Below are 18,292 nucleotides of genomic sequence, written 5' to 3'. Positions count from 1 at the left end.
CGAGGCCACCCCGTGCAGGTTCAGGAAATCTCCATCGCCCGTTACATCTGGACGCCCATCCACCGCGAGGGTTGGCCGTTCGTCGCTTTGTTCGCCCTCGGCGCCCTGCTGCTCGGCCTGGTCTGGGAGCCGCTGGGCTGGCTGGGCCTGCTGGCGACGCTGTGGTGCCTTTATTTCTTCCGCAATCCCGACCGCGTCACCGCGACCCGCGACGGGCTGGTCATCAGCCCCGCAGACGGCGTGGTGTGCATGCTGGGCCAGGCGGTGCCGCCGGCCGAGCTGGACATGGGCACCGAGCCGCGCCTGCGCATCTCGGTGTTCATGAGCGTGTTCGACGTGCACGTCAACCGCGTCCCCATCGACGGCCGCGTCGCCCGCCTGGCCTATCGCCCCGGCAAGTTCCTCAACGCGGCGCTGGACAAGGCCAGCGACGACAACGAGCGGATGGCGGTGCGCCTCGACCTGGCCGATGGCCGCCAGGTCGCCTTCGTCCAGATCGCCGGGCTGGTGGCGCGGCGCATCAAGTGCGACCTGAGCGAGAACCAGGAGGTGCGGGCCGGCGAGCGCTTCGGGCTGATCCGTTTCGGCAGCCGCGTCGATGTCTACCTGCCCGACGGCGTGGCGTCGCAGGTGGTCTGCGGCCAGCGCTGCATCGCCGGCGAGACCGTGCTGGCCGACATCGCCTCGGCCGAGCCCGCCCGCTCCGGGGACGTGCGCTGATGTTCAAGCCCAGGCCCGGCCGCCCCCGCCGCCGCCGCATCATCCGCCCGCCGCGGATTCCGGGGCTGTCCATCAATCGCCTGATCCCCAACATCCTGACCCTGCTGGCCCTGTGCGCCGGGCTCACCTCCATCCGCTTCGGCCTGCACGAGAAGTGGGAGCACGCGGTGCTGGCGATCATCCTGGCGGCGGTGCTGGACGGACTGGACGGCCGGGTGGCGCGGCTGCTGCAGGGCACCTCGAAATTCGGCGCCGAGCTGGATTCGCTGTCCGACTTCGTCTGCTTCGGGGTCGCCCCGGCGGTTCTGCTCTACCTGTGGACCATGCAGGGGGCCGGCGGGCTGGGCTGGGCCCTGGTGCTGCTGTACACGGTGTGCTGCGCCCTCAGGCTCGCCCGCTTCAACACCATGCTGGGCCAGCCCGACCTGCCGCCCTATGCCTACAATTTCTTCACCGGCGTGCCGGCCCCGGCGGCGGCCGGCCTGACGCTGCTGCCCATGGTCGCCAGCTTCGAGTTCGGCACCGGCTTCTTCGACCGGCCGGCGGTGGTGGCGGTGGTCCTCACCGGCGTCTCGCTGCTGATGGTCAGCACCATCCCCACCTTCTCGTTCAAGAAGGTGCGGGTGCCCAATACCTGGGTACTGCCCATGCTGCTGGTGGTCGGCCTGACGGCCGCCTTCCTGGTCACCGAACCGTGGCTGACCCTGGCGGTGGTCGGCGTCGCCTATATCGCGCTGATTCCGGTGGCGGTGCGCGCCTTCCGGCGCCTGCGCGGCCAGGCCGAAAGCGCCGCCGAACCGCCGCCGGAGGGTGGGGCCGATCCCGGGGTGGTGTAGCGCCGCCGCCACAGCGTGAAACATACTACCCCGCCCGATGGCCGGCTGCCTTCCGCTTTCGCGGCGGCGGCACTATATTTCGGCCCATGAGAACCCTGGTCGCCGTCGCCCTCCTGCTTGCCGCCGCCGCGCCCGCCTTTGCCGGCGAGCCCGGGCGGTCGCGTCTGGTGGCCGGCGGCATCGATCCGCTGGATACCGCCGGCGGGACGCGCGCCGAGCTGCTGACCGCCGGGCCGTTCAGTTTCGGCGCCCAGTCCGATGCGACCGCGGGGCACATGGCCTTGGGCGGCTTCGTCGCCTATGCGGTCCAGGACACCCTGTCGCTGTCGTCGTCGCTGATGTCGGCGCCGTCGGGCCAGGCCTATACCGCTTCGGCGGACATTGTCGCCGCCTACAGCGGCGGCCTGCTGGGCCTGGACGGCACCACGGCGCTGCGGCTGGGCTATGACTGGGCGACGACGGGCGGCACCTTCAGTCCCAACCTGCAGCATTCCGTGTTGGGCGATGCCGGCTATCACCCTGCCGCCGGCGACCTGTCGCTGTCGCTGTCCTTCACCCACCCGGTGACCCCCTCGCTCAGCCTGGGCGGCTTCGCTGCCGCCAGCCGGGCCGAATACGAGTCCGGCGCGGGCGAATCCGACTTCCGCCTGGGGGCGGGGTTGGGGGTCCGGTTCTAATTTATTGATTTAGAGGCGGATTCAGCTATCAGGTTGGATCGCCTCGCGATTCAACCTGATAGCATCCGGCTCTAGAAACTCAAGGCGCCGCCGGCTGGGGGCCGTGGTCGTCGGCGATGCCGGCGGCCAGGCGGTCCTGCTGGCGCGAGCACCTGACCCGCTGCGAGTCCGAGCGCAGCTGGCCGCAGGCGGCCATGATGTCCTGGCCGCGCGACTTGCGGATGGGGGCGGAATAGCCGGCATCCTGCAGGATGTCCGAGAAGGCCCGGATGGTCTTGGCGTCGGAGCAGTCGTAAGGCGCGCCCGGCCACGGATTGAACGGGATCAGGTTGAACTTGGCCGGCAGCCCCTTGATTAGGCGAAGCAGCTGGCGGGCATCGGCGGCGGAATCGTTGACCCCCTTCAGCATCACGTACTCGAAGGTGATGCGGCGGGCGTTGGAGGCGCCGGGATAGGCGCGGCAGGCGGCCATCAGCTCGGCCAGCGGATATTTCTTGTTGATGGGCATGATGCGGTCACGCACCTCGTCGGTGACCGCGTGCAGCGAAATGGCGAGGTTGACCCCCAGCTCCTCGCCGCAGCGGGCCATCATCGGCACCACCCCGGAGGTCGACAGGGTGATGCGGCGCTTCGACACGCCGATACCGTCGCCATCCATGACGATCTTCAGGGCGGTGGCGACGTTGTCGAAATTGTACAGCGGCTCGCCCATGCCCATCACCACCACGTTGGACAGCCGCCGCACCGAATCGTCGGGCGTCGGCCATTCGCCATAGGCGTCGCGGGCGACCAGGAACTGGCCGACGATCTCGGCGGCAGAGAGGTTGCGCACCAGCAGCTGGGTGCCGGTGTGGCAGAAGCGGCAGGTCAAGGTGCAGCCGACCTGGGTGCTGATGCAGACGGCGCCGCGCTCCTCGTCCTCGTCGGGGATGTAGACGGTCTCGGCCTCGTTGCCGTCGGCGAATTTCAGCAGCCATTTGCGGGTGGTGTCGGCCGAGACCAGATCGCGCTCGACCACCGGGCGGTACACCACATAGCGTTCCGCCAGCTTGCCCTGCATGATCTTGGAGATCGAGGTCATGCGGGCGAAGTCGGTCTCGCCCCGGTTGTACAGCCAGTGCCACAGCTGCTTGGCGCGGAACGGCTTCTCGCCGATGGCGGCCATCTCGGCCTCCAGCTCGGTGCGCGACAGCCCGATCAGGTTGGTGCGCCCGGTAAGATTTGTGCGAGTGTCTTCGGTCATGGCGGGAACATAGGAGGTCCGGCCGGTCGGGTGCAAGGGGAGTGGTGTCGGGTACCGATCCGTCCGTCCCCAGGACCGTCGTTCCCGCACAGGCGGGAACCCAGGAGTCGCGGGCAAGCCGGCGGTGCACCCCTGGGTCCCCGCTTTCGCGGGGACGACGTCGGGCCTATTCTTCGGCCGGGCCTATTCCTCGACCGCGTTGCCGTCCATGTCGCCGGGGCCGGCGGCCAGGGCCTCGGCCACCAGGCCCGCATTGCCGCGGATGGCGCCCTCGATCTCGGCGGCCATGGCCGGGTTGTCGCGCAGGTACTGCTTGGCGTTCTCGCGGCCCTGGCCGATGCGGGTCGAGTTGTACGAGAACCAGGCTCCCGACTTCTCCACCACGTTGGCCTTGACGCCGAGGTCGATGAGCTCGCCCGACTTGGAGACGCCCTCGCCGTACATGATGTCGAAATCGACCACCTTGAACGGCGGCGCCAGCTTGTTCTTGACCACCTTGACCCGGGTCTGGTTGCCGACCACCTCGTCGCGGTCCTTGATGGCGCCGACGCGGCGGATCTCCATGCGCACCGAGGCGTAGAACTTGAGCGCGTTGCCGCCGGTGGTGGTTTCCGGGTTGCCGAACATGACGCCGATCTTCATGCGGATCTGATTGATGAAGATGACGATGCAGTTGGACTTGGAGACCGAGCCGGTGAGCTTGCGCAGCGCCTGGCTCATCAGCCGGGCGTGCAGGCCCATGTGGTTGTCGCCCATCTCGCCTTCCAGCTCGGCGCGCGGCACCAAAGCGGCGACCGAATCGACCACCAGCACGTCGATGGCGCCCGAGCGCACCAGGGTGTCGGAGATCTCGAGGGCCTGCTCGCCGGCATCGGGCTGGCTGAGCAGGAGGTCGTCGAGATTGACCCCCAGCTTGCGGGCGTAGATGGGGTCGAGGGCGTGCTCGGCATCCACGAAGGCGCAGGTGCCGCCCTTCTTCTGGGCCTCGGCGATGACGTGCAGGGCCAGGGTGGTCTTGCCCGAGCTTTCCGGCCCGTAGATCTCGATGATGCGGCCCTTGGGCAGGCCGCCGATGCCGAGGGCCACGTCGAGCCCGAGCGAGCCGGTGGAGATCACCTCGGTCTCCACATGCTCCTTGCTGCCCATCTTCATGATGGAGCCCTTGCCGAACGCCCGCTCGATCTGGCTGACGGCGGCTTCCAGTGCCTTCTGTCTATCCATGGTGTCCTTGTCCACGAGACGCAACGCAGCCTGCGACATGGCCGTTCCCCTTCATGTATCCCGTCGCGCCCGGCGGCGCAATCTGGTTCGTGCGACCAAGAGTACACACTTCGTTCCAGAACGCAACAGGAATGTTCACGTATGTTCCGCTAGAGTTCGCATGCGGTTCGCAATCTGGGTGGCCAGGCTGTGCGTTTGCGCCGCGTTGTCATCGGCGCAATACAGCACATAGTCCATCATCGGCAGCGGCGGCAGGCCGGGCATGGTGAAAGCGAATGGTGTTTTTGGCTGTACAAAAACACCAATAGGTGGTATGTCAGTGATTTACTGATTTGAAACAGGTCTACTGGTGCCCCATGTCACACAACAGAAGATCGACGTTGAATGACGTAGTTGCATACGTCAAGAGTGAGCATGAGAGATGGAAGCGTCAGGTTGGTCCTGACGACCAATACGCCGGGGACACCACGATTGGCATTAGTGACGTATTGGAAGCACATTTTCTGCTGGCCGAATTTTTTGCAAAAACGGGGGAGGGTCTCGGCGGACTAGGCCCAAAAAATATTGACCTTCTTCACTCTGCCCTTAGCCGGCAATTTGTTGAATTCGGCGGAAAGCCAAAGTGGACAAGCCGCATTCACGTGTGCGCAACATTAATGCTTGGCCTCATCAAGAATCATCCTTTTCATGACGCAAATAAAAGGACCGCATTTCTCGTGTCCATTCTGCATCTTCAGAAAATCGGTAGAACACCAACGGTTTCACACGAGACCTATGAGGATTTTGCGGTCGATATAGCGAATAACAACTTGAGGCGATATACCACCAAAGACGCCGGGAATACAGATGAAGGAGTAGACGTTATTGCAAAATTTTTGCGGCGCCATACGCGAGAAATAGACCTTTCCATGAAGCTTATTACATATAGGGAGTTAGATCAAATATTACACAAACACGGAATGCGCCTAGAAAATCCAAAGCACAACAGAATCGATCTCGTCAGATACCTTGATGCGTTGTCCGGTAAAGAAATTTCACCCACACGCATTGCGCATATTGGATATCACGGGGCCTCTCGGCAGGTTAGTCGCAAGGACATACACATAGTTAGAAATGCTGCTAAGCTTGACCCGGAAAATGGCTACGACTCTCAAGCATTTTTCTCCGGCTACGAAAGTCCTCTTGCGCTTATTAACAAATACAGAGAACCACTTAGACGCTTGGCCTTTCGTTGAGCCCTACCCGCCCGTCACCAGCTTGACCGCGCCGGCCAGCTGCTTCAGCGAGAACGGCTTGGGCAGGAAGTGGATGCCGGAATCGGGGTCGATGCCGTTCCTGGCGACGTCCTCGGAATAGCCCGAGATCAGGATCACCTTGATGGCCGGGCGTTCCATGCGCACCAGCTTGGCCAGGGTGACGCCGTCCATGCCGGGCATCACCACGTCGGAGATCAGCACGTCGATATGGTCGTCGCCGCGCAGCACGTCGAGGGCCTGCTCGCCGGAGCGCGCCTCGATGACGCGGTAGCCCTTGTTCCTGAGGGCGCGGCCGGCGAACAGGCGCACCGCGTCCTCGTCCTCCACCAGCAGGATGGTGCCCGAGCCGGTGAGGTCGGCGCCGGCCTGTTCGGCGGGGTCGGCGGCCGCCGGCTTGCGCGGTTCCTCGGCGGCCGGCTCGGCTTCCATGCGCGGCAGGTAGATGGAGAAGGCGGCGCCCTGTCCCAGCTCGCTTTCCACCACCACGAAGCCGTCGGTCTGGCGCACGATGCCGTAGACGGTGGACAGGCCCAGCCCGGTTCCGGCGCCCACCTCCTTGGTCGAGAAGAAGGGCTCGAAGATGCGGCCCAGATTCTCCTTGGGGATGCCGGTGCCGGTGTCGCTGACCTCGATCAGCACGTAGTCGCCGGCGGGCATCAGCTCGGGGCCGCGCTGCACCGGCTGATCGACGGTGACGGCGCCGGTGCGGATGGTGAGGATGCCGCCGCCCGGCATGGCGTCGCGGGCATTGACCGCCAGGTTGATGATGACCTGGTCGAACTGGCCGGGATCGACGCGGACCAGCCCCAGCTGGCGGCCGTGCACCATGCGCAGCTCGATGGTCTCGCCCAGCAGGCGCCGCAGCAGGTTGTTGAGCTCGGCCAGGGCGTCGGTGACGTTCAGCAGCCGGGGCTGCAGCGCCTGGCGGCGCGAGAAGGCCAGCAGCTGGCGTACCAGGGCGGCGGCGCGGTTGGCGTTCTGCTTGATCTGCATGATGTCGGCGAAGCTGGGATCGCCGGCGCCGTGGCGCTGCAGCAGCAGGTCGCAGAAGCCGATCATGGCGGTGAGCAGGTTGTTGAAGTCGTGCGCCACCCCGCCGGCCAGCTGGCCCATGGCCTGCATCTTCTGCGACTGGGCGAACTGGACCTCCAGGTTGCGCTGCTCGGTGGCGTCGATGAAATGGATGATCAGGCCCGAGATGGCACCGTCCTCGTGGGTCGGGCTGACGAACAACTGGGCGATCAGCTCGCGCCGGCCCTTCAGGCGGACCTCCAGGTGGGTGCCGGTGACCGATCCCGACAGCACCTTGGCCAGCTGGTCGGCCGAGGCGGCGCGCTGGTCCTCGGCGATCAGGTCGGTGAGCGGGCGGCCGACCATGCCGTCGTGGTCGATGCCCATCATCGCCTGGAAGGCCAGGTTGCAGGTGCCGATGGCGCCGTCCGGCTCGATCAGCGCGATGCCCACGGGGGCGTCGTCGAACAGCCAGCGGAAGCGCCGCTCGGCGGCCCTGAGCGCGCGTTCCCACTGGTGCTCGGGGACCATGTCGCGGACCACCACCGAGCGGGTGCGGATCTCGCCGCCCTCGTCGAACACCGAATGGGCGACCAGCGCCTGGAACACCTCGCCGCCGCGGCCCATCAGGCGCAACTCGGTGCGTTCCTCCTCGGGGTCGGGGATGCGGCCCAGCACGTCCTCGAGGCTCTGGCCGATCAACTCGGAGGGGGTGCCGCCCAGCCATTCCGCCAGGCGGTAGTTGACGCTGCGGATGATGCCGTCGGAATCGGCGGAATAGCAGCCCACCGGCAGGTAATCGATGAAATCGGCCAGCCATTCGTTCTCGCGCCGCAGGGTCTCCTCGATGGCGCGCCGCGCCGACACGTCCTCGGCGAACCAGGCGACCGCGCCGCGGCCGGCCGGGCGGACCTCGAGGGCGTACCATTCGCGGCCGCCGCCCGGACCCGGCAGCGCCACCTCGGTGCGCCGCACCGCCCCAACCACCGCGGCTGCGGCCAGGCGCTCCAGCTCGGACAGCACGTGATCGTCGCCGGCGGCGCGATCCATCAGCGGCGCCAGCGGGTCGGCGGCGGCGCCCAGCAGGCGGCGGGCGGCGGCGTTGCGGAACAGCTCGGCGCCGTCCTCGCCGGCCAGCACGCAGGCGCGGGTCTCGGAATCGAGGGCGCCGCCCAGGCGGTCGGCGATCGCCGCGGCGGCCTCGGCGCGGGCCATGCGGCGGGCGGTGACGACGATTGCGGCAAGGGTGGTGGCGGCCGCCGCGGCAACCGGCAGCAGCAGCGGCCCGCCCTGGGCGAGCGCCAGCCCCGACAATGCCGCCGCGCTTGCCCCCAAGGCCAGGGCCAGCGGGCCGATCGGTCCGTCAGTTCGCAAGTTTGCCCTTCAATCGCATGACGTAGCCGATGATCTCGGCCACCGCCTTGTAGTGCTCCGGCGGGACTTCCTGGTCAAGCTCGACCGTGGCATAGAGGGCGCGGGCCAGCGGCGGGTTCTCGACCACCGGAACGTCGTTCTCGTTGGCGATCTCGCGAATGCGCTTGGCCACCAGGTCGACGCCCTTGGCCACCAGCACCGGCGCGCTCATGGAGTCCTGGTCGTATTTCAGCGCCACCGCGAAGTGGGTCGGGTTGGTCACCACCACGTCCGCCGCCGGCACCGCCGCCATCATGCGCTTCCGGGCCCGCGACATGCGCAGCGAGCGCAGGCGCGCCTTGATGTGGGGGTCGCCTTCCTGCTGCTTGTGCTCGTCCTTGACCTCCTGCTTGGACATCTTGAGCTTTTCCTTCCACCGCCAATGGACGAACAGGTAATCGGCGAAGGTCAGCACGGTCATCATCAGCACGGTGATGAAGATCAGCTGGTAGGTGCGGTCGTGGACGTACTGCAGGATGATGACCAGGTCGAGCTGGGGCAGGTTCTCGAATTCCTTGAGGTCGCTCCAGAACATCAGCATCAGGACGGTGCCCAGCATGGTGATCTTGACCATCGCCTTGATGAACTCGACCAGCTGGGCTGCCGACACCACGCGCTTGATGCCCTGCAGCGGCGACATCTTGGTGAGGTCCGGCATGACCTTCTTGGGCACCCACAGGAAGCCCTTGTACTGGATGATCGGCGCCGCCAGGCCGAACACCAGCACCACCGCCAATGGCATGGCCAGCACCAGCCCCAGCCCGAGGACCACGTCCAGCAGCAGGCCCCGGATCGAATCCGGTGTCACCTCCAGCACATGGGGCTGTTCGATGTAGCGGTAGAGCAGGCGTTGAACATCCGTGGCCATTCCCGGCGCCATCAGGCCGACCACCACCAGCGCCGCCAGCAGCGACGCCAGCGCCTTGGCCTCGGTGGACTGGGCCAGATTGCCCTCGTTGCGGGCGTCGGTCAGGCGTTTGCCTGTCGGTTCTTCTGATTTGTCGCCGTCGTCGTCGGCCATCGGCTATCTCGGCACCAGATAGGGCACCAGGCCGTCCTCGAACCACCGCATGAACAGCAGCATCATCAGCGGCAGGGTCACCATCAGCATGCCCAGGCCGGCCATCACCTGCAGCGGCAGCACCACGAAGAACACCTGGATCTGGGGCGCCATGCGCGACATCAGCCCCAGCGCCGCGTAGAAGATCAGGCCGAAGGCCAGCAGCGGTGCCGAGATCTTGATGGCGAAGCCGAAGGCGGCCGACAGCAGATGCGACAGCGTCTCGGTCATGTCGCCCAGCGGCGGGGTCTCGCCCGGCCCCAGCAGCGCGTAGGTATCGACCATCGCCCGCAGCATCAGGTGGTGCAGATCGGACGCCAGGATCACCACGATGGCAACGGTGTTGAGGAAGGCGGTCAGGGTCGAACTCTGCTGTTCGGCCACCGCGTCGAACGAGAAGGCGTTGGTCAGGCCGATCTGGAAGCCGATGAAGGTGCCGGCCACGTGCATGACGCTGATCAGCATCTGCACCAGAATGCCCAGGAAGGCGCCCACCGTCACCTCGCCCACCACCAGCAGCAGCAGCGCCGCCTGGGAGCGTGGCAGGGGCGGCAAGGCGGGTCCGATCACCGGCAGCAGCAGCAGCGACACCGCCAGCGCCAGCAACAGGCGGAAACGGGTGTTGATCACCTGGCTGCCGAAACCCGGCATCACCATCAGCGCCGCGCCGACCCGGGTGAAGATCAGCATGAGCCGGTAGACGTCGAGGGTCAGGATCTCGTTGAGCACGGCGGACCGCCTAGCCGGTGCTGCCGGCGATCACCCGGTCCAGCATGGACTTCCAGAATTCGTTCATCTCGTTCAGCATGAACGGCAGGAACAGCACCAGAGATCCGAACACCAGCAGCACCTTCGGCACGAAGGTCAGGGTCATTTCCTGGATCTGGGTGATGGTCTGCAGGATCGAGATGGCAAGGCCCACCGCCAGGCCGGTCAGCAGGGGCGGGGCCGCCACCACCACCATGGTGAGGATGCCTTCCCTGGCGATGTCGATGAGTTCGGCCTCGGTCATGGCGCCCGGTACCTTTGGGAATGGCGGCCCGGGCCGCCGGGGGCGATGTCGATGAGTTCCGCCTCGGTCATGGCGCCGCCGTCAGATCGGCATGCGCATGATTTCGTTGTAGGCGTTGATGACCTTGTCGCGCACCGTCACCACGGTCTCCAGGGTCATCTCGGCATTGGTCACCGCCGCCACCACCTCGCGGATGTCGGCCTTGCCGGCGATGGCCGCCGCCGACTGGGCCTCGGCCTCCTTGACGGTGCCGATGGCGACCTTGGCGGCATCCTTCAGCACCGCGGCGAAATCCGAGCCGGGGACGGGCGCCGGGGCGTCGCGGGCCTCCATGCCGTTGGCCAGCGGCTTGGCGAAGGCGGCATAGGCGTTGAGGGCGTCGGAAATGCGGTTCATCGGGGGCGGTCCTTACCAGGCGGCGCTTCAGCGCAGCATTTCGATGGTACGCGACATCATGGCGCGCGACGAGGTGATGACGGCCATGTTGGCCTCATAGCTGCGCTGCGCCTCGCGCAAATCCATCATCTCGATCAGCGGGTTGACGTTGGGGGCGAGGACGTAGCCGTCGCGGTCGGCGGCGGGGTGGTTGGGCTCGTAGCGGCGCAGGAATTCCGAGCGGTCGGGGCCGACCTTGGCCACCTTCACGGTCTCCAGGCCGGTGGCGCGGTCGAGTTCGGACTTGAAGGTGACCACCTTGCGGCGGTAGGGCGAGCCGTCGGGGGTCTGGGCCAGCGAATCGACGTTGGCCAGGTTCTCGGAGATGACGCGCAGGCGCTCGCTCTGCGCCTTCATGGCGGCGATGGCGATTTTCGAGCTCTTCCGCAATTCGTCCATGACCGCCCCCTATCAGTTCTTTCCGAGCGCCGTGCGCAGCAGCTTGAACTGCTTCTGGAACAGGCCGGCGGCGATTTCGTACGAGGATTTCGCCTCGCCGATCTTGACCATCTGCTCCTCGACCACCACGGCGTTGCCGTCGGGCGAGGATTCATAGGTCTTCCGGCTCCTAACCACATTCATCGGGTCCTTGACGACCGGGACGATGTGCTTGTCGTTGGTGGCAGCGACGCCGACCGGCTGGATGGTCTGGTTCAGCGCGTCCTTGAAATTGAACGGCTTGAGATCGCTGGGGGCGAATTTGGGGGTGTTGGCGTTGGCGATGTTCTCGGACAGCACTTCCTGGCGCCGGGCGACCCAGTCCATGCGGCTCCTGGCCAGCGAGACCACACTCAGCTTGTCGTACATGTTGCCGGTCCTCGTCTTCCGGACCCGACCCGCCGGCGGCGGGGCTTGCCCATGGAATCGATAGTGCTCTTTTTGCGTTTAAGAAAGAATGAATCGGTTCAGGCACTTGCCGTTTAACCGTTCCTTAAGCGCGGAGGCCGAAGAGTCAGGCCGGCGCATGGCGCCAGAAGAACACAACCAGCATCGGATGCCGGTCTTATGGGCGAAGGCCGGGACCTCTGGAATGAGCGGGCCGAGGGCGAAGGCGCCGCTCCGCCGCGCCCCGGCAGGGCGGTGGCGGTGGCGCTGTCCTTCGATCCGGCCGAGGATGACGCGCCGCGGGTGGTCGCTTCCGGGCGGGGCGCCCTGGCCGAGCAGATTCTCGAACTCGCCTTCGCCACCGGCGTGAAGGTGCGCACCGATCCCGACCTCGCCCAGGTGCTGGCGGCGGTCGAGGTCGATACCCTGATACCCCTGGAGGCCTTCGCCGCCGTGGCCGAGATCCTTGCCTACGTCTACCGCGCCAACGCCGCCGGTCCGGCGGCCGCCGAGGGCGCATGAGCGCGGTCCTGGTCGCCGAGGAGCTGGAGAAGGCGGCCTCGATGGTCACCGCGGCGCGGCGCCTGCTGGCCACCGGCACCATGGTCGACCTGTCCGCCCTCGAGGGCCGGGTGCGCCTGATCTGCGAGACCCTGGCGGCGATGGAGCGCGAGGAGGGGCAGGCCCTGCTGCCGGTCATGGAACGCCTGATCGCGGACCTCGACCGTCTGGCCGCCGCCATCACCGAGCGCATGGATCCGCCGCCGCCCGATACCGCCCCGGCGCCCGATGCCGCGCCGGCGGCAGGCTAAGCCATGGACGCCTCGACCTATATCCGCTTCGTCGCCTCGCTGGCCCTGGTGGTCGGACTGATGCTGCTGGTCGCCTGGGCGGTGCGCCGCTTCGGGCTGGCCGGCCTGGCCCAGCGCCCCCACGGTGCCCGCCGCCGCCTGCAGGTGCTCGAAAGCGCACCGGTGGACGCCCGGCGCCGGCTGGTCCTGGTGCGTCGCGACGGCACCGAGCATCTGCTGCTGGTGGGCGGCGGCAACGACCTGGTGGTCGAAGGGAACATCGCGGCCGCGGCCGCGGAACCGGAGGTGGGGGAATGAACAGGCACAGGCTGGCCTTGGCCATGGGACTGGCGGCGGGGTTCGCCGTGGCGGGAATGGCGCTGGCCTTCCCGGCCGCCGCGCAGCAGCTGTCCATCGATTTCGGCGGCGGCAGCGGCAATCCCAACAGCACCACGCTGCGGGTGGTCCAGCTGGTGGCGCTCACCACCATCCTGTCGGTGGCGCCGTCGATCCTGGTGATGGTCACCTCGTTCACCCGCATCGTCATCGTGCTGGGCTTCCTGCGCCAGGCGCTGGGCACCATGCAGAGCCCGCCCAACATGGTGCTGGTGTCGCTGGCTCTGTTCCTCACCGCCTTCATCATGGCGCCGACCCTGGAGCAGTCGTGGACCCAGGGCGTCCAGCCCTATGTCGATGGCGAGCTGGAGGAGACCGAGGCCTTCGCGCGCACGGTCAAACCGATCCATGCCTTCATGACCCGCCACGTGCGCGAGCAGGACGTGCGCCTGTTCCTCGACCTGTCGCGCTCGGCCGTCCCGGACAAGGCCGAGGACGTGCCGCTCAAGGCCCTGGTGCCGGCCTTCATGATCAGCGAGCTGCGCCGCGCCTTCGAGATCGGCTTCCTGATCTTCCTGCCGTTCATCGTCATCGACATGGTGGTGGCCTCGGTGCTGATGAGCATGGGCATGATGATGATCCCGCCGGCGATGATCGCGCTGCCCTTCAAGCTGATCTTCTTCGTGCTGGTCGACGGCTGGTACATGGTGGTCGGCTCGCTGGTGCAGAGTTTCGGCGGGGCGTAGCGCGCCGCCTCCCGCTTTCATGGGGCAGCCATACTCTCCGCGCACGCCGTCCGCCTTCCTCCGTGTGTTATAATGTTGCCTGAAACGGGCGGAATGGTCCGCCCGTGTTGGCCGTTACCGCAAACAGGGGCCTGCATCGCAAGGAGGCTGCCATGGCCGAAAGGATGCCCCGGCATTCGCCCGATCCCGGCTCGGCCCCCGCTTCGCGGACTCATCATCCGCTGATGGCTCTGCGCGACGAGGTCGACCGGCTTTTCGACAGCTTCTTCCCCGCCGCCTTCGGGCGGACCCTGCTGGGTCTCGATCCCTGGCGCGCTCCGTCGTTGCGTGCGCTGGGCGGCGTCTATCCCAGCATCGACGTCAAGGAGACCGCCGACCGCTACGAGATCGCGGCCGAGTTGCCCGGGCTGGAGGAGAAGGACGTCAACGTCACCATCAGGAACGGCGTGCTCTCCATCGCCGGCGAGAAGCGCCACGAGCACGAGGAGGAAGCGGAGGGGCTGCAGGTGCGCGAGCGCACTTTCGGCTCGTTCGCACGCACCTTCCGCCTGCCCGAGAACGCCAATCCCGACGGCATCGCCGCCGAATTCGCCAAGGGCGTGCTGACCGTGACCGTGCCCAAGGCCGAGGACGCGGCCGGCAAGGAACGCAAGGTCGAGGTCAAGGGCCATTAGAAGCGTTGGCCGGACCCACCCCCCCCGTCCGGGCAGTCATCGCCCCCCCAATGCCGACCGTCCGGACGGCCCCCCTTCCCGCATCGCGGGGAGGGGGGTTTCTTTTCGCCCGCTTTCCCCCGCAGCCACCCATAAGGGCGTTGAATTTCCCCGTCCGAGGCGCCATCCTTTCTCCCCAATCAATGCGCAACAGGGGAACGTCCGATGTCCGTCGAAGCCATCCTGAAGTCCAAGGGACGCAACGTCTTCACCATCCGCCCCGAGCACACGGTGTCCGAGGCTGCGGCGTTGATGTCGGCCAAGCGGGTCGGCGTGACCGTGGTGTGCGACGCCAAGAGCCGCATCATGGGCGTGGTGTCCGAGCGCGACGTGGTCAAGGGCCTGGCGCAGTACGGCAAGGGCGTGCTCGAGATGCCGGTGCGCAACATCATGACCAGCCCGGTGGTGACCTGCGCCCCCGGCGACTCGGTCAAGAAGGTCATGGAAGTGATGACCGAACGCCGCATCCGCCACCTGCCGGTGGTCGAGGGCGATGAACTGCTGGGCATGGTCTCCATCGGCGACGCGGTGAACTTCCGCCTGCACGAGGCCCAGATGGAAACCGCGGTGCTGCGCGACTTCGCCGCCACCCGCTAAGGCACTTCCGGCATCAATGGAACTGCCAGGTCCCGCCGGCCGCCTGGGGCGCGCCGGCGGTGCCGTTTTCACGATGGATTCCAGGCCGCCGCCGCCCCATCTCGAGTTCACAAGGACAGCCGGATCGCGCGGCGTTCCGTGGAGTGAGTGCCATGGGGTAGGGTATTCCCACCACCCCGTTGAGGGGTGGCGTCCAGGGCGCGTCGGTGCTATTCGACGGCGACCGAAGGGGGAATCATGACCGCCGTTGACGACAAGGACCTGCGGGCGCGGGTGAAGCTGCTCGGCCAACTGCTTGGCGACGTCCTGGCCAGCCAGGAGCGGGCCGAGGTGCTGGACACCGTCGAGACCCTGCGCAAGGGCTTCATCGACCTGCGCGAGAAGGAGGACCCGGCGCTCAGGGACGAGCTGATGGCGCTGATCAACCGGCTCGACCCCGACATCCTGTCGCATGTGGTGCGCGCCTTCTCGGTCTATTTCCTGCTGGCCAACATCGCCGAGGAGGAATGGGCCCATCTCGCCCGGCGCCGCCAGGTCCGCCGCGGCGAGCGGCTGTGGACCGGCTCGTTCGACGATACCCTGCGCGGGCTGAAGGCCGAGGGCGTCGGCGCGGCGCAGCTGCGCGAGCTGCTGGCGGCGCTGAGCTTCCAGCCGGTATTCACCGCCCATCCCACCGAGGCCAAGCGCCGTACCGTGCTGGAGGCGCAGCGGCGCATCTATGCCGAGGCCCAGCGTCTCGACGATCCGGTCCTGGGCGAGCTCGAGCGCGCCGAGATCGAGCGCCGCCTGCGCACCCAGATCCAGATCCTGTGGAAGACCGACGAGGTGCGGGTCAACAAGCCGCAGGTGGTGGACGAGGTCAAGAACGGCCTGTTCTATTTCCGCGAGACCCTGTTCGACACCGTGCCGCGGGTGAACCGCAACCTGGAGCGGGCCATCGACCGCATCTTTGCCGACGAGGGCGGGGCGGCGGCCATCCCGGTGCCGCGCATCGTGCGCTTCGGCTCGTGGATCGGCGGCGACCGCGACGGCAACCCTTACGTCACCCACCGCGTCACCCGCCAGGCGGTGCTGCTGCACACCCGCGAGATCCTGCGCGAATACCGCCGCCGCCTGCTCGAACTGGCCTATGTGCTGACCCAGTCCTCGACGCTGGTGACGCCGTCGCCGGACTTCGCCGCCAGCCTGGCCGCCGATGCCGGGCTGTTCGCCGCCGCCCATCCCGACCAGGCCCACCGCTACGACACCGAGCCCTACCGGCTGAAGGTTCACGTCATGCGCCACCGGCTGGGCGACCTGCTGGAGCGGGCCGAGGCGCTGCTGGCCGGCCAGCCCGATCCCGGGCGCCGCTCGGGCTATGCCGACGAGGCGGCGTTCCTGGCCGACCTGCAGCTGATGACCGATTCGCTGGCCAGCCACGGCGATGCCGACATCGCCGAAGGCGAGCTGAAGGACCTGATGGTGCTGGCCCGCACCTTCGGCTTCCACCTCGCCCATCTCGACATCCGCCAGGAATCGACCCGCCATACCGAGGCGGTGATCGAGCTGTTCTCCAAGGCCCCCAACCTGCCCGACTACCGCGAGCTGACCGAGGCGCAGCGGCTGGAAACCCTCGATTTCCTGCTGTCGCACGGCGGCACGCCGCTGCTTTATGCCGAGGACCTGACCGAAGAGACCGCCGAGGTGCTGTCGGTGCTGCGCAGCATGGTCGAGATGCGCCACGAGGTCAGCGCCCAGGCCTTCGGCGCCTACGTCATCTCCATGACCCACCATGCCAGCCACGTGCTGGAAGTGCTGTTCCTGGCCAGCTTCGCCGGTCTGTGCGGACGCCGGCGCGACGGCAGCTGGCACTGCGACCTGGTGGTGGCGCCGCTGTTCGAGACCATCGACGACCTCGCCCGCATCGAGCCGGTGCTGGACGACCTGCTGAAGGTGCCCGCCTACCGCGCCCTGCTGGCCGCCTCGGGCAATGTCCAGGAGGTGATGCTGGGCTATTCCGACAGCTGCAAGGACGGCGGCATCCTGGCCTCGTCGTGGGGGCTGTACAAGGCGCAGCGCTCCATCGCCCGCCTGACCGGGCGGCACGGCGTCGGCAGCCGCGTGTTCCACGGCCGCGGCGGCAGCATCGGCCGCGGCGGCGGACCGACCCACGACGCCATCCTGGCCCAGCCGCCGGGCACGGTGAACGGCGACATCAAGTTCACCGAGCAGGGCGAGGTGCTGTCGGCCAAGTACGCCCATGCCGACACCGCCGTCTACGAGCTGACCATGGGCATCACCGGGCTGCTGAAGGCCAGCCGCTGCCTGGCGGTGGCCTGCACGCCCGATCCGCCGGAATTCGTCGCCGCCATGGACGACCTCGCCCGCGCCGGCGAGGCCGCCTACCGCGAGCTGACCGAGCGGGTGCCGGGCTTCATGGACTACTTCTACCAGGGCACGCCGATCACCGAGATCGCCCTGCTGAACATCGGCTCGCGCCCCTCGCACCGGGCCAAGGGCGACCGCTCCAAATATTCCGTGCGCGCCATCCCGTGGGTGTTCGCCTGGGCGCTGTCGCGCCACACCATCCCCGCCTGGTACGGCATCGGCACCGCGCTGGAGCGCTGGCAGGACGGCCGCCCCGACCGCCAGGCGGCGCTGCGCCGGATGATGCGGGACTGGCCGTTCTTCCGCGCCCTGATGTCCAACAGCGAGATGGCGCTGTCCAAGGCCGAGCTGTCCATCGCCCGCGAATACGCCGATCTGGTCACCGACCAGACCGTCGCCGCCGACATCCACGGCCGCGTCGCCGCCGAATGCCGCCGCACCGCCGCCCAGATGCTGGCGGTGGCGGAGGCCTCGGAACTGCTGGAGGGCAGCCCGCAACTGGCCCTTTCGCTGGCCCGCCGCAACCCCTATCTCGACCCCATCAACCACATCCAGATGGCCGCCCTGAAACGCGTCCGCGCCGCCCCCGAGGAGTCCGAGGAGCGCATCCGCTGGCTGACCCCGCTGCTGCGCTCGATCAACGCCCTGGCGACCGGGTTGAGGAATACGGGGTAGGGGGCCGCCGGGCCGACGGTCACCCCCGCATTCGCCGCAACGCCTCGCGGGCGCGGGTGCGGTGGTCGTCGGTGATGTGGGGGCGGACGGCGCGCACTGCCGCCACCAGGACCGCCAGATCGTCGCCGTAGCCCAGCCCGGCGATGACGTCGGGGACCAGGTCGAAGGGCAGCACGAAATAGGCGACGGCGCCCAGCAGGATGGCCTTCGCCGTGGTCGGGGTCGCCGGGTCGCGGGCGGTGAACCACACCGCCACCACCTCGTCGAGGAAGGGCACCCGGCCGATGACCGACCTGACCTTGCTCCAGAACGTCGCCTCGGTGCGGGTGTCCATGATCCCCGCCATGTGGGGGACGGG

The 18,292-nt window shown here is 67.4% G+C and carries 21 protein-coding genes; 11 read left to right on the top strand and 10 right to left on the bottom strand.

The window, feature by feature from the left end; translation table 11 throughout:
* Positions 1-12 precede the first annotated feature (12 nt).
* The 3 genes from MTBUT4_RS01580 to MTBUT4_RS01570 all read left to right on the top strand — a co-directional run bounded on the left by MTBUT4_RS01580 (position 13) and on the right by MTBUT4_RS01570 (position 2,233).
* On the top strand, positions 13-720 hold the full coding sequence (locus MTBUT4_RS01580; RefSeq protein ID WP_254434694.1) for a phosphatidylserine decarboxylase: 708 nt from the start codon (positions 13-15) through the stop codon (positions 718-720).
* Positions 720-1,556 carry a CDP-diacylglycerol--serine O-phosphatidyltransferase gene (gene pssA / locus MTBUT4_RS01575; protein ID WP_173977908.1) on the top strand — a complete coding sequence of 279 codons (837 nt, stop codon included), beginning with the start codon at positions 720-722 and terminating at the stop codon, positions 1,554-1,556. Before MTBUT4_RS01580 ends, pssA begins: the two co-directional genes overlap by 1 nt.
* 86 nt (positions 1,557-1,642) lie before the next feature.
* The gene (locus MTBUT4_RS01570) at positions 1,643-2,233 is read left to right on the top strand and encodes a hypothetical protein (RefSeq protein ID WP_173977907.1); all 591 of its coding nucleotides are present in this window, start codon (positions 1,643-1,645) and stop codon (positions 2,231-2,233) included.
* Positions 2,234-2,312: 79 nt separating this feature from the next.
* Here the strand turns inward: MTBUT4_RS01570 and rlmN are convergent, their stop codons facing one another.
* Together rlmN and recA are read right to left on the bottom strand one after the other, a co-directional pair.
* Positions 2,313-3,476, bottom strand: a complete 1,164-nt coding sequence (gene rlmN, locus MTBUT4_RS01565) for a 23S rRNA (adenine(2503)-C(2))-methyltransferase RlmN (RefSeq protein ID WP_173977906.1) — start codon at positions 3,474-3,476, stop codon at positions 2,313-2,315.
* Positions 3,477-3,659: 183 nt separating this feature from the next.
* Positions 3,660-4,736 (bottom strand): recombinase RecA, encoded by a 1,077-nt coding sequence (gene recA / locus MTBUT4_RS01560; RefSeq protein WP_173977905.1) that lies wholly within the window; start codon positions 4,734-4,736, stop codon positions 3,660-3,662.
* A gap of 341 nt (positions 4,737-5,077) precedes the next feature.
* Here recA and MTBUT4_RS01555 point away from each other — a divergent pair, with 341 nt between their 5' ends.
* A complete protein-coding gene (locus MTBUT4_RS01555) occupies positions 5,078-5,932 on the top strand; it encodes a type II toxin-antitoxin system death-on-curing family toxin (RefSeq protein ID WP_173977904.1) in 855 nt (284 codons plus the stop codon).
* A gap of 3 nt (positions 5,933-5,935) precedes the next feature.
* Here the strand turns inward: MTBUT4_RS01555 and MTBUT4_RS01550 are convergent, their stop codons facing one another.
* The 7 genes from MTBUT4_RS01550 to MTBUT4_RS01520 form a co-directional block, all read right to left on the bottom strand.
* Positions 5,936-8,338 (bottom strand): PAS domain-containing sensor histidine kinase, encoded by a 2,403-nt coding sequence (locus tag MTBUT4_RS01550; RefSeq protein ID WP_173977903.1) that lies wholly within the window; start codon positions 8,336-8,338, stop codon positions 5,936-5,938.
* Positions 8,328-9,398: a flagellar biosynthesis protein FlhB gene (gene flhB, locus MTBUT4_RS01545; protein WP_173977902.1), complete on the bottom strand. Its 1,071-nt coding sequence runs from the start codon at positions 9,396-9,398 to the stop codon at positions 8,328-8,330. The genes MTBUT4_RS01550 and flhB overlap by 11 nt, the downstream gene beginning before the upstream one ends.
* 3 nt (positions 9,399-9,401) lie before the next feature.
* Positions 9,402-10,166, bottom strand: coding sequence for a flagellar biosynthetic protein FliR (fliR, locus tag MTBUT4_RS01540; RefSeq protein ID WP_173977901.1), 765 nt, complete (start codon positions 10,164-10,166; stop codon positions 9,402-9,404).
* Positions 10,167-10,176: 10 nt separating this feature from the next.
* On the bottom strand, positions 10,177-10,449 hold the full coding sequence (gene fliQ, locus MTBUT4_RS01535; protein WP_173977900.1) for a flagellar biosynthesis protein FliQ: 273 nt from the start codon (positions 10,447-10,449) through the stop codon (positions 10,177-10,179).
* A gap of 81 nt (positions 10,450-10,530) precedes the next feature.
* Positions 10,531-10,782 (bottom strand): flagellar hook-basal body complex protein FliE, encoded by a 252-nt coding sequence (locus MTBUT4_RS01530; RefSeq protein WP_173977958.1) that lies wholly within the window; start codon positions 10,780-10,782, stop codon positions 10,531-10,533.
* 90 nt (positions 10,783-10,872) lie between these two features.
* Entirely contained in the window at positions 10,873-11,283 is a 411-nt protein-coding gene (flgC, locus tag MTBUT4_RS01525) for a flagellar basal body rod protein FlgC (RefSeq protein WP_173977899.1), read from the bottom strand.
* Between the two features lie 12 nt (positions 11,284-11,295).
* A complete protein-coding gene (locus tag MTBUT4_RS01520) occupies positions 11,296-11,691 on the bottom strand; it encodes a flagellar basal body protein (protein ID WP_173977898.1) in 396 nt (131 codons plus the stop codon).
* Between the two features lie 198 nt (positions 11,692-11,889).
* On the opposite strand from MTBUT4_RS01520, the gene MTBUT4_RS01515 reads away from it, so the two are divergent.
* From MTBUT4_RS01515 to ppc, 7 genes are all read left to right on the top strand, one after another.
* Positions 11,890-12,231 (top strand): EscU/YscU/HrcU family type III secretion system export apparatus switch protein, encoded by a 342-nt coding sequence (locus tag MTBUT4_RS01515; RefSeq protein ID WP_173977897.1) that lies wholly within the window; start codon positions 11,890-11,892, stop codon positions 12,229-12,231.
* On the top strand, positions 12,228-12,521 hold the full coding sequence (locus MTBUT4_RS01510) for a hypothetical protein (protein ID WP_173977896.1): 294 nt from the start codon (positions 12,228-12,230) through the stop codon (positions 12,519-12,521). Before MTBUT4_RS01515 ends, MTBUT4_RS01510 begins: the two co-directional genes overlap by 4 nt.
* Before the next feature lie 3 nt (positions 12,522-12,524).
* A complete protein-coding gene (locus MTBUT4_RS01505; RefSeq protein WP_173977895.1) occupies positions 12,525-12,818 on the top strand; it encodes a flagellar biosynthetic protein FliO in 294 nt (97 codons plus the stop codon).
* Positions 12,815-13,582, top strand: a complete 768-nt coding sequence (gene fliP, locus MTBUT4_RS01500; protein WP_217424089.1) for a flagellar type III secretion system pore protein FliP — start codon at positions 12,815-12,817, stop codon at positions 13,580-13,582. Before MTBUT4_RS01505 ends, fliP begins: the two co-directional genes overlap by 4 nt.
* Before the next feature lie 152 nt (positions 13,583-13,734).
* Entirely contained in the window at positions 13,735-14,256 is a 522-nt protein-coding gene (locus tag MTBUT4_RS01495) for an Hsp20/alpha crystallin family protein (protein WP_173977894.1), read from the top strand.
* 204 nt (positions 14,257-14,460) lie between these two features.
* Positions 14,461-14,892 (top strand): CBS domain-containing protein, encoded by a 432-nt coding sequence (locus MTBUT4_RS01490; protein ID WP_173977893.1) that lies wholly within the window; start codon positions 14,461-14,463, stop codon positions 14,890-14,892.
* A gap of 237 nt (positions 14,893-15,129) precedes the next feature.
* A complete protein-coding gene (ppc, locus tag MTBUT4_RS01485; protein ID WP_173977892.1) occupies positions 15,130-17,934 on the top strand; it encodes a phosphoenolpyruvate carboxylase in 2,805 nt (934 codons plus the stop codon).
* Positions 17,935-17,953: 19 nt separating this feature from the next.
* On the opposite strand, the gene MTBUT4_RS01480 is transcribed toward ppc, so the two are convergent.
* On the bottom strand, positions 17,954-18,268 hold the full coding sequence (locus MTBUT4_RS01480; protein ID WP_217424088.1) for a YkvA family protein: 315 nt from the start codon (positions 18,266-18,268) through the stop codon (positions 17,954-17,956).
* Positions 18,269-18,292 lie beyond the last annotated feature (24 nt).

It is taken from the genome of Magnetospirillum sp. UT-4, from assembly GCF_902729435.1.
In the GTDB taxonomy this organism is placed as follows: Bacteria; Pseudomonadota; Alphaproteobacteria; order Rhodospirillales; family Magnetospirillaceae; genus Magnetospirillum.
Note: the sequence above shows the minus strand (reverse complement) of the source record. Positions and strands in the feature narration are given on the sequence as shown.

What these genes read in the sequence shown, in the direction of transcription:
- MTBUT4_RS01570 (WP_173977907.1), top strand. Translation starts at nt 1,643, where the DNA reads ATGAGAACCCTGGTCGCCGTCGCCCTCCTGCTTGCCGCCGCCGCGCCC.
- pssA (WP_173977908.1), top strand. Translation starts at nt 720, where the DNA reads ATGTTCAAGCCCAGGCCCGGCCGCCCCCGCCGCCGCCGCATCATCCGC.
- fliP (WP_217424089.1), top strand. Translation starts at nt 12,815, where the DNA reads ATGAACAGGCACAGGCTGGCCTTGGCCATGGGACTGGCGGCGGGGTTC.
- rlmN (WP_173977906.1), bottom strand. Translation starts at nt 3,476, where the DNA reads ATGACCGAAGACACTCGCACAAATCTTACCGGGCGCACCAACCTGATC.
- MTBUT4_RS01490 (WP_173977893.1), top strand. Translation starts at nt 14,461, where the DNA reads ATGTCCGTCGAAGCCATCCTGAAGTCCAAGGGACGCAACGTCTTCACC.
- MTBUT4_RS01495 (WP_173977894.1), top strand. Translation starts at nt 13,735, where the DNA reads ATGGCCGAAAGGATGCCCCGGCATTCGCCCGATCCCGGCTCGGCCCCC.
- ppc (WP_173977892.1), top strand. Translation starts at nt 15,130, where the DNA reads ATGACCGCCGTTGACGACAAGGACCTGCGGGCGCGGGTGAAGCTGCTC.
- flgC (WP_173977899.1), bottom strand. Translation starts at nt 11,283, where the DNA reads ATGGACGAATTGCGGAAGAGCTCGAAAATCGCCATCGCCGCCATGAAG.
- MTBUT4_RS01480 (WP_217424088.1), bottom strand. Translation starts at nt 18,268, where the DNA reads ATGGACACCCGCACCGAGGCGACGTTCTGGAGCAAGGTCAGGTCGGTC.
- flhB (WP_173977902.1), bottom strand. Translation starts at nt 9,398, where the DNA reads ATGGCCGACGACGACGGCGACAAATCAGAAGAACCGACAGGCAAACGC.
- MTBUT4_RS01530 (WP_173977958.1), bottom strand. Translation starts at nt 10,782, where the DNA reads ATGGAGGCCCGCGACGCCCCGGCGCCCGTCCCCGGCTCGGATTTCGCC.
- MTBUT4_RS01510 (WP_173977896.1), top strand. Translation starts at nt 12,228, where the DNA reads ATGAGCGCGGTCCTGGTCGCCGAGGAGCTGGAGAAGGCGGCCTCGATG.
- recA (WP_173977905.1), bottom strand. Translation starts at nt 4,736, where the DNA reads ATGTCGCAGGCTGCGTTGCGTCTCGTGGACAAGGACACCATGGATAGA.
- MTBUT4_RS01505 (WP_173977895.1), top strand. Translation starts at nt 12,525, where the DNA reads ATGGACGCCTCGACCTATATCCGCTTCGTCGCCTCGCTGGCCCTGGTG.
- fliQ (WP_173977900.1), bottom strand. Translation starts at nt 10,449, where the DNA reads ATGACCGAGGCCGAACTCATCGACATCGCCAGGGAAGGCATCCTCACC.
- MTBUT4_RS01520 (WP_173977898.1), bottom strand. Translation starts at nt 11,691, where the DNA reads ATGTACGACAAGCTGAGTGTGGTCTCGCTGGCCAGGAGCCGCATGGAC.
- MTBUT4_RS01515 (WP_173977897.1), top strand. Translation starts at nt 11,890, where the DNA reads ATGGGCGAAGGCCGGGACCTCTGGAATGAGCGGGCCGAGGGCGAAGGC.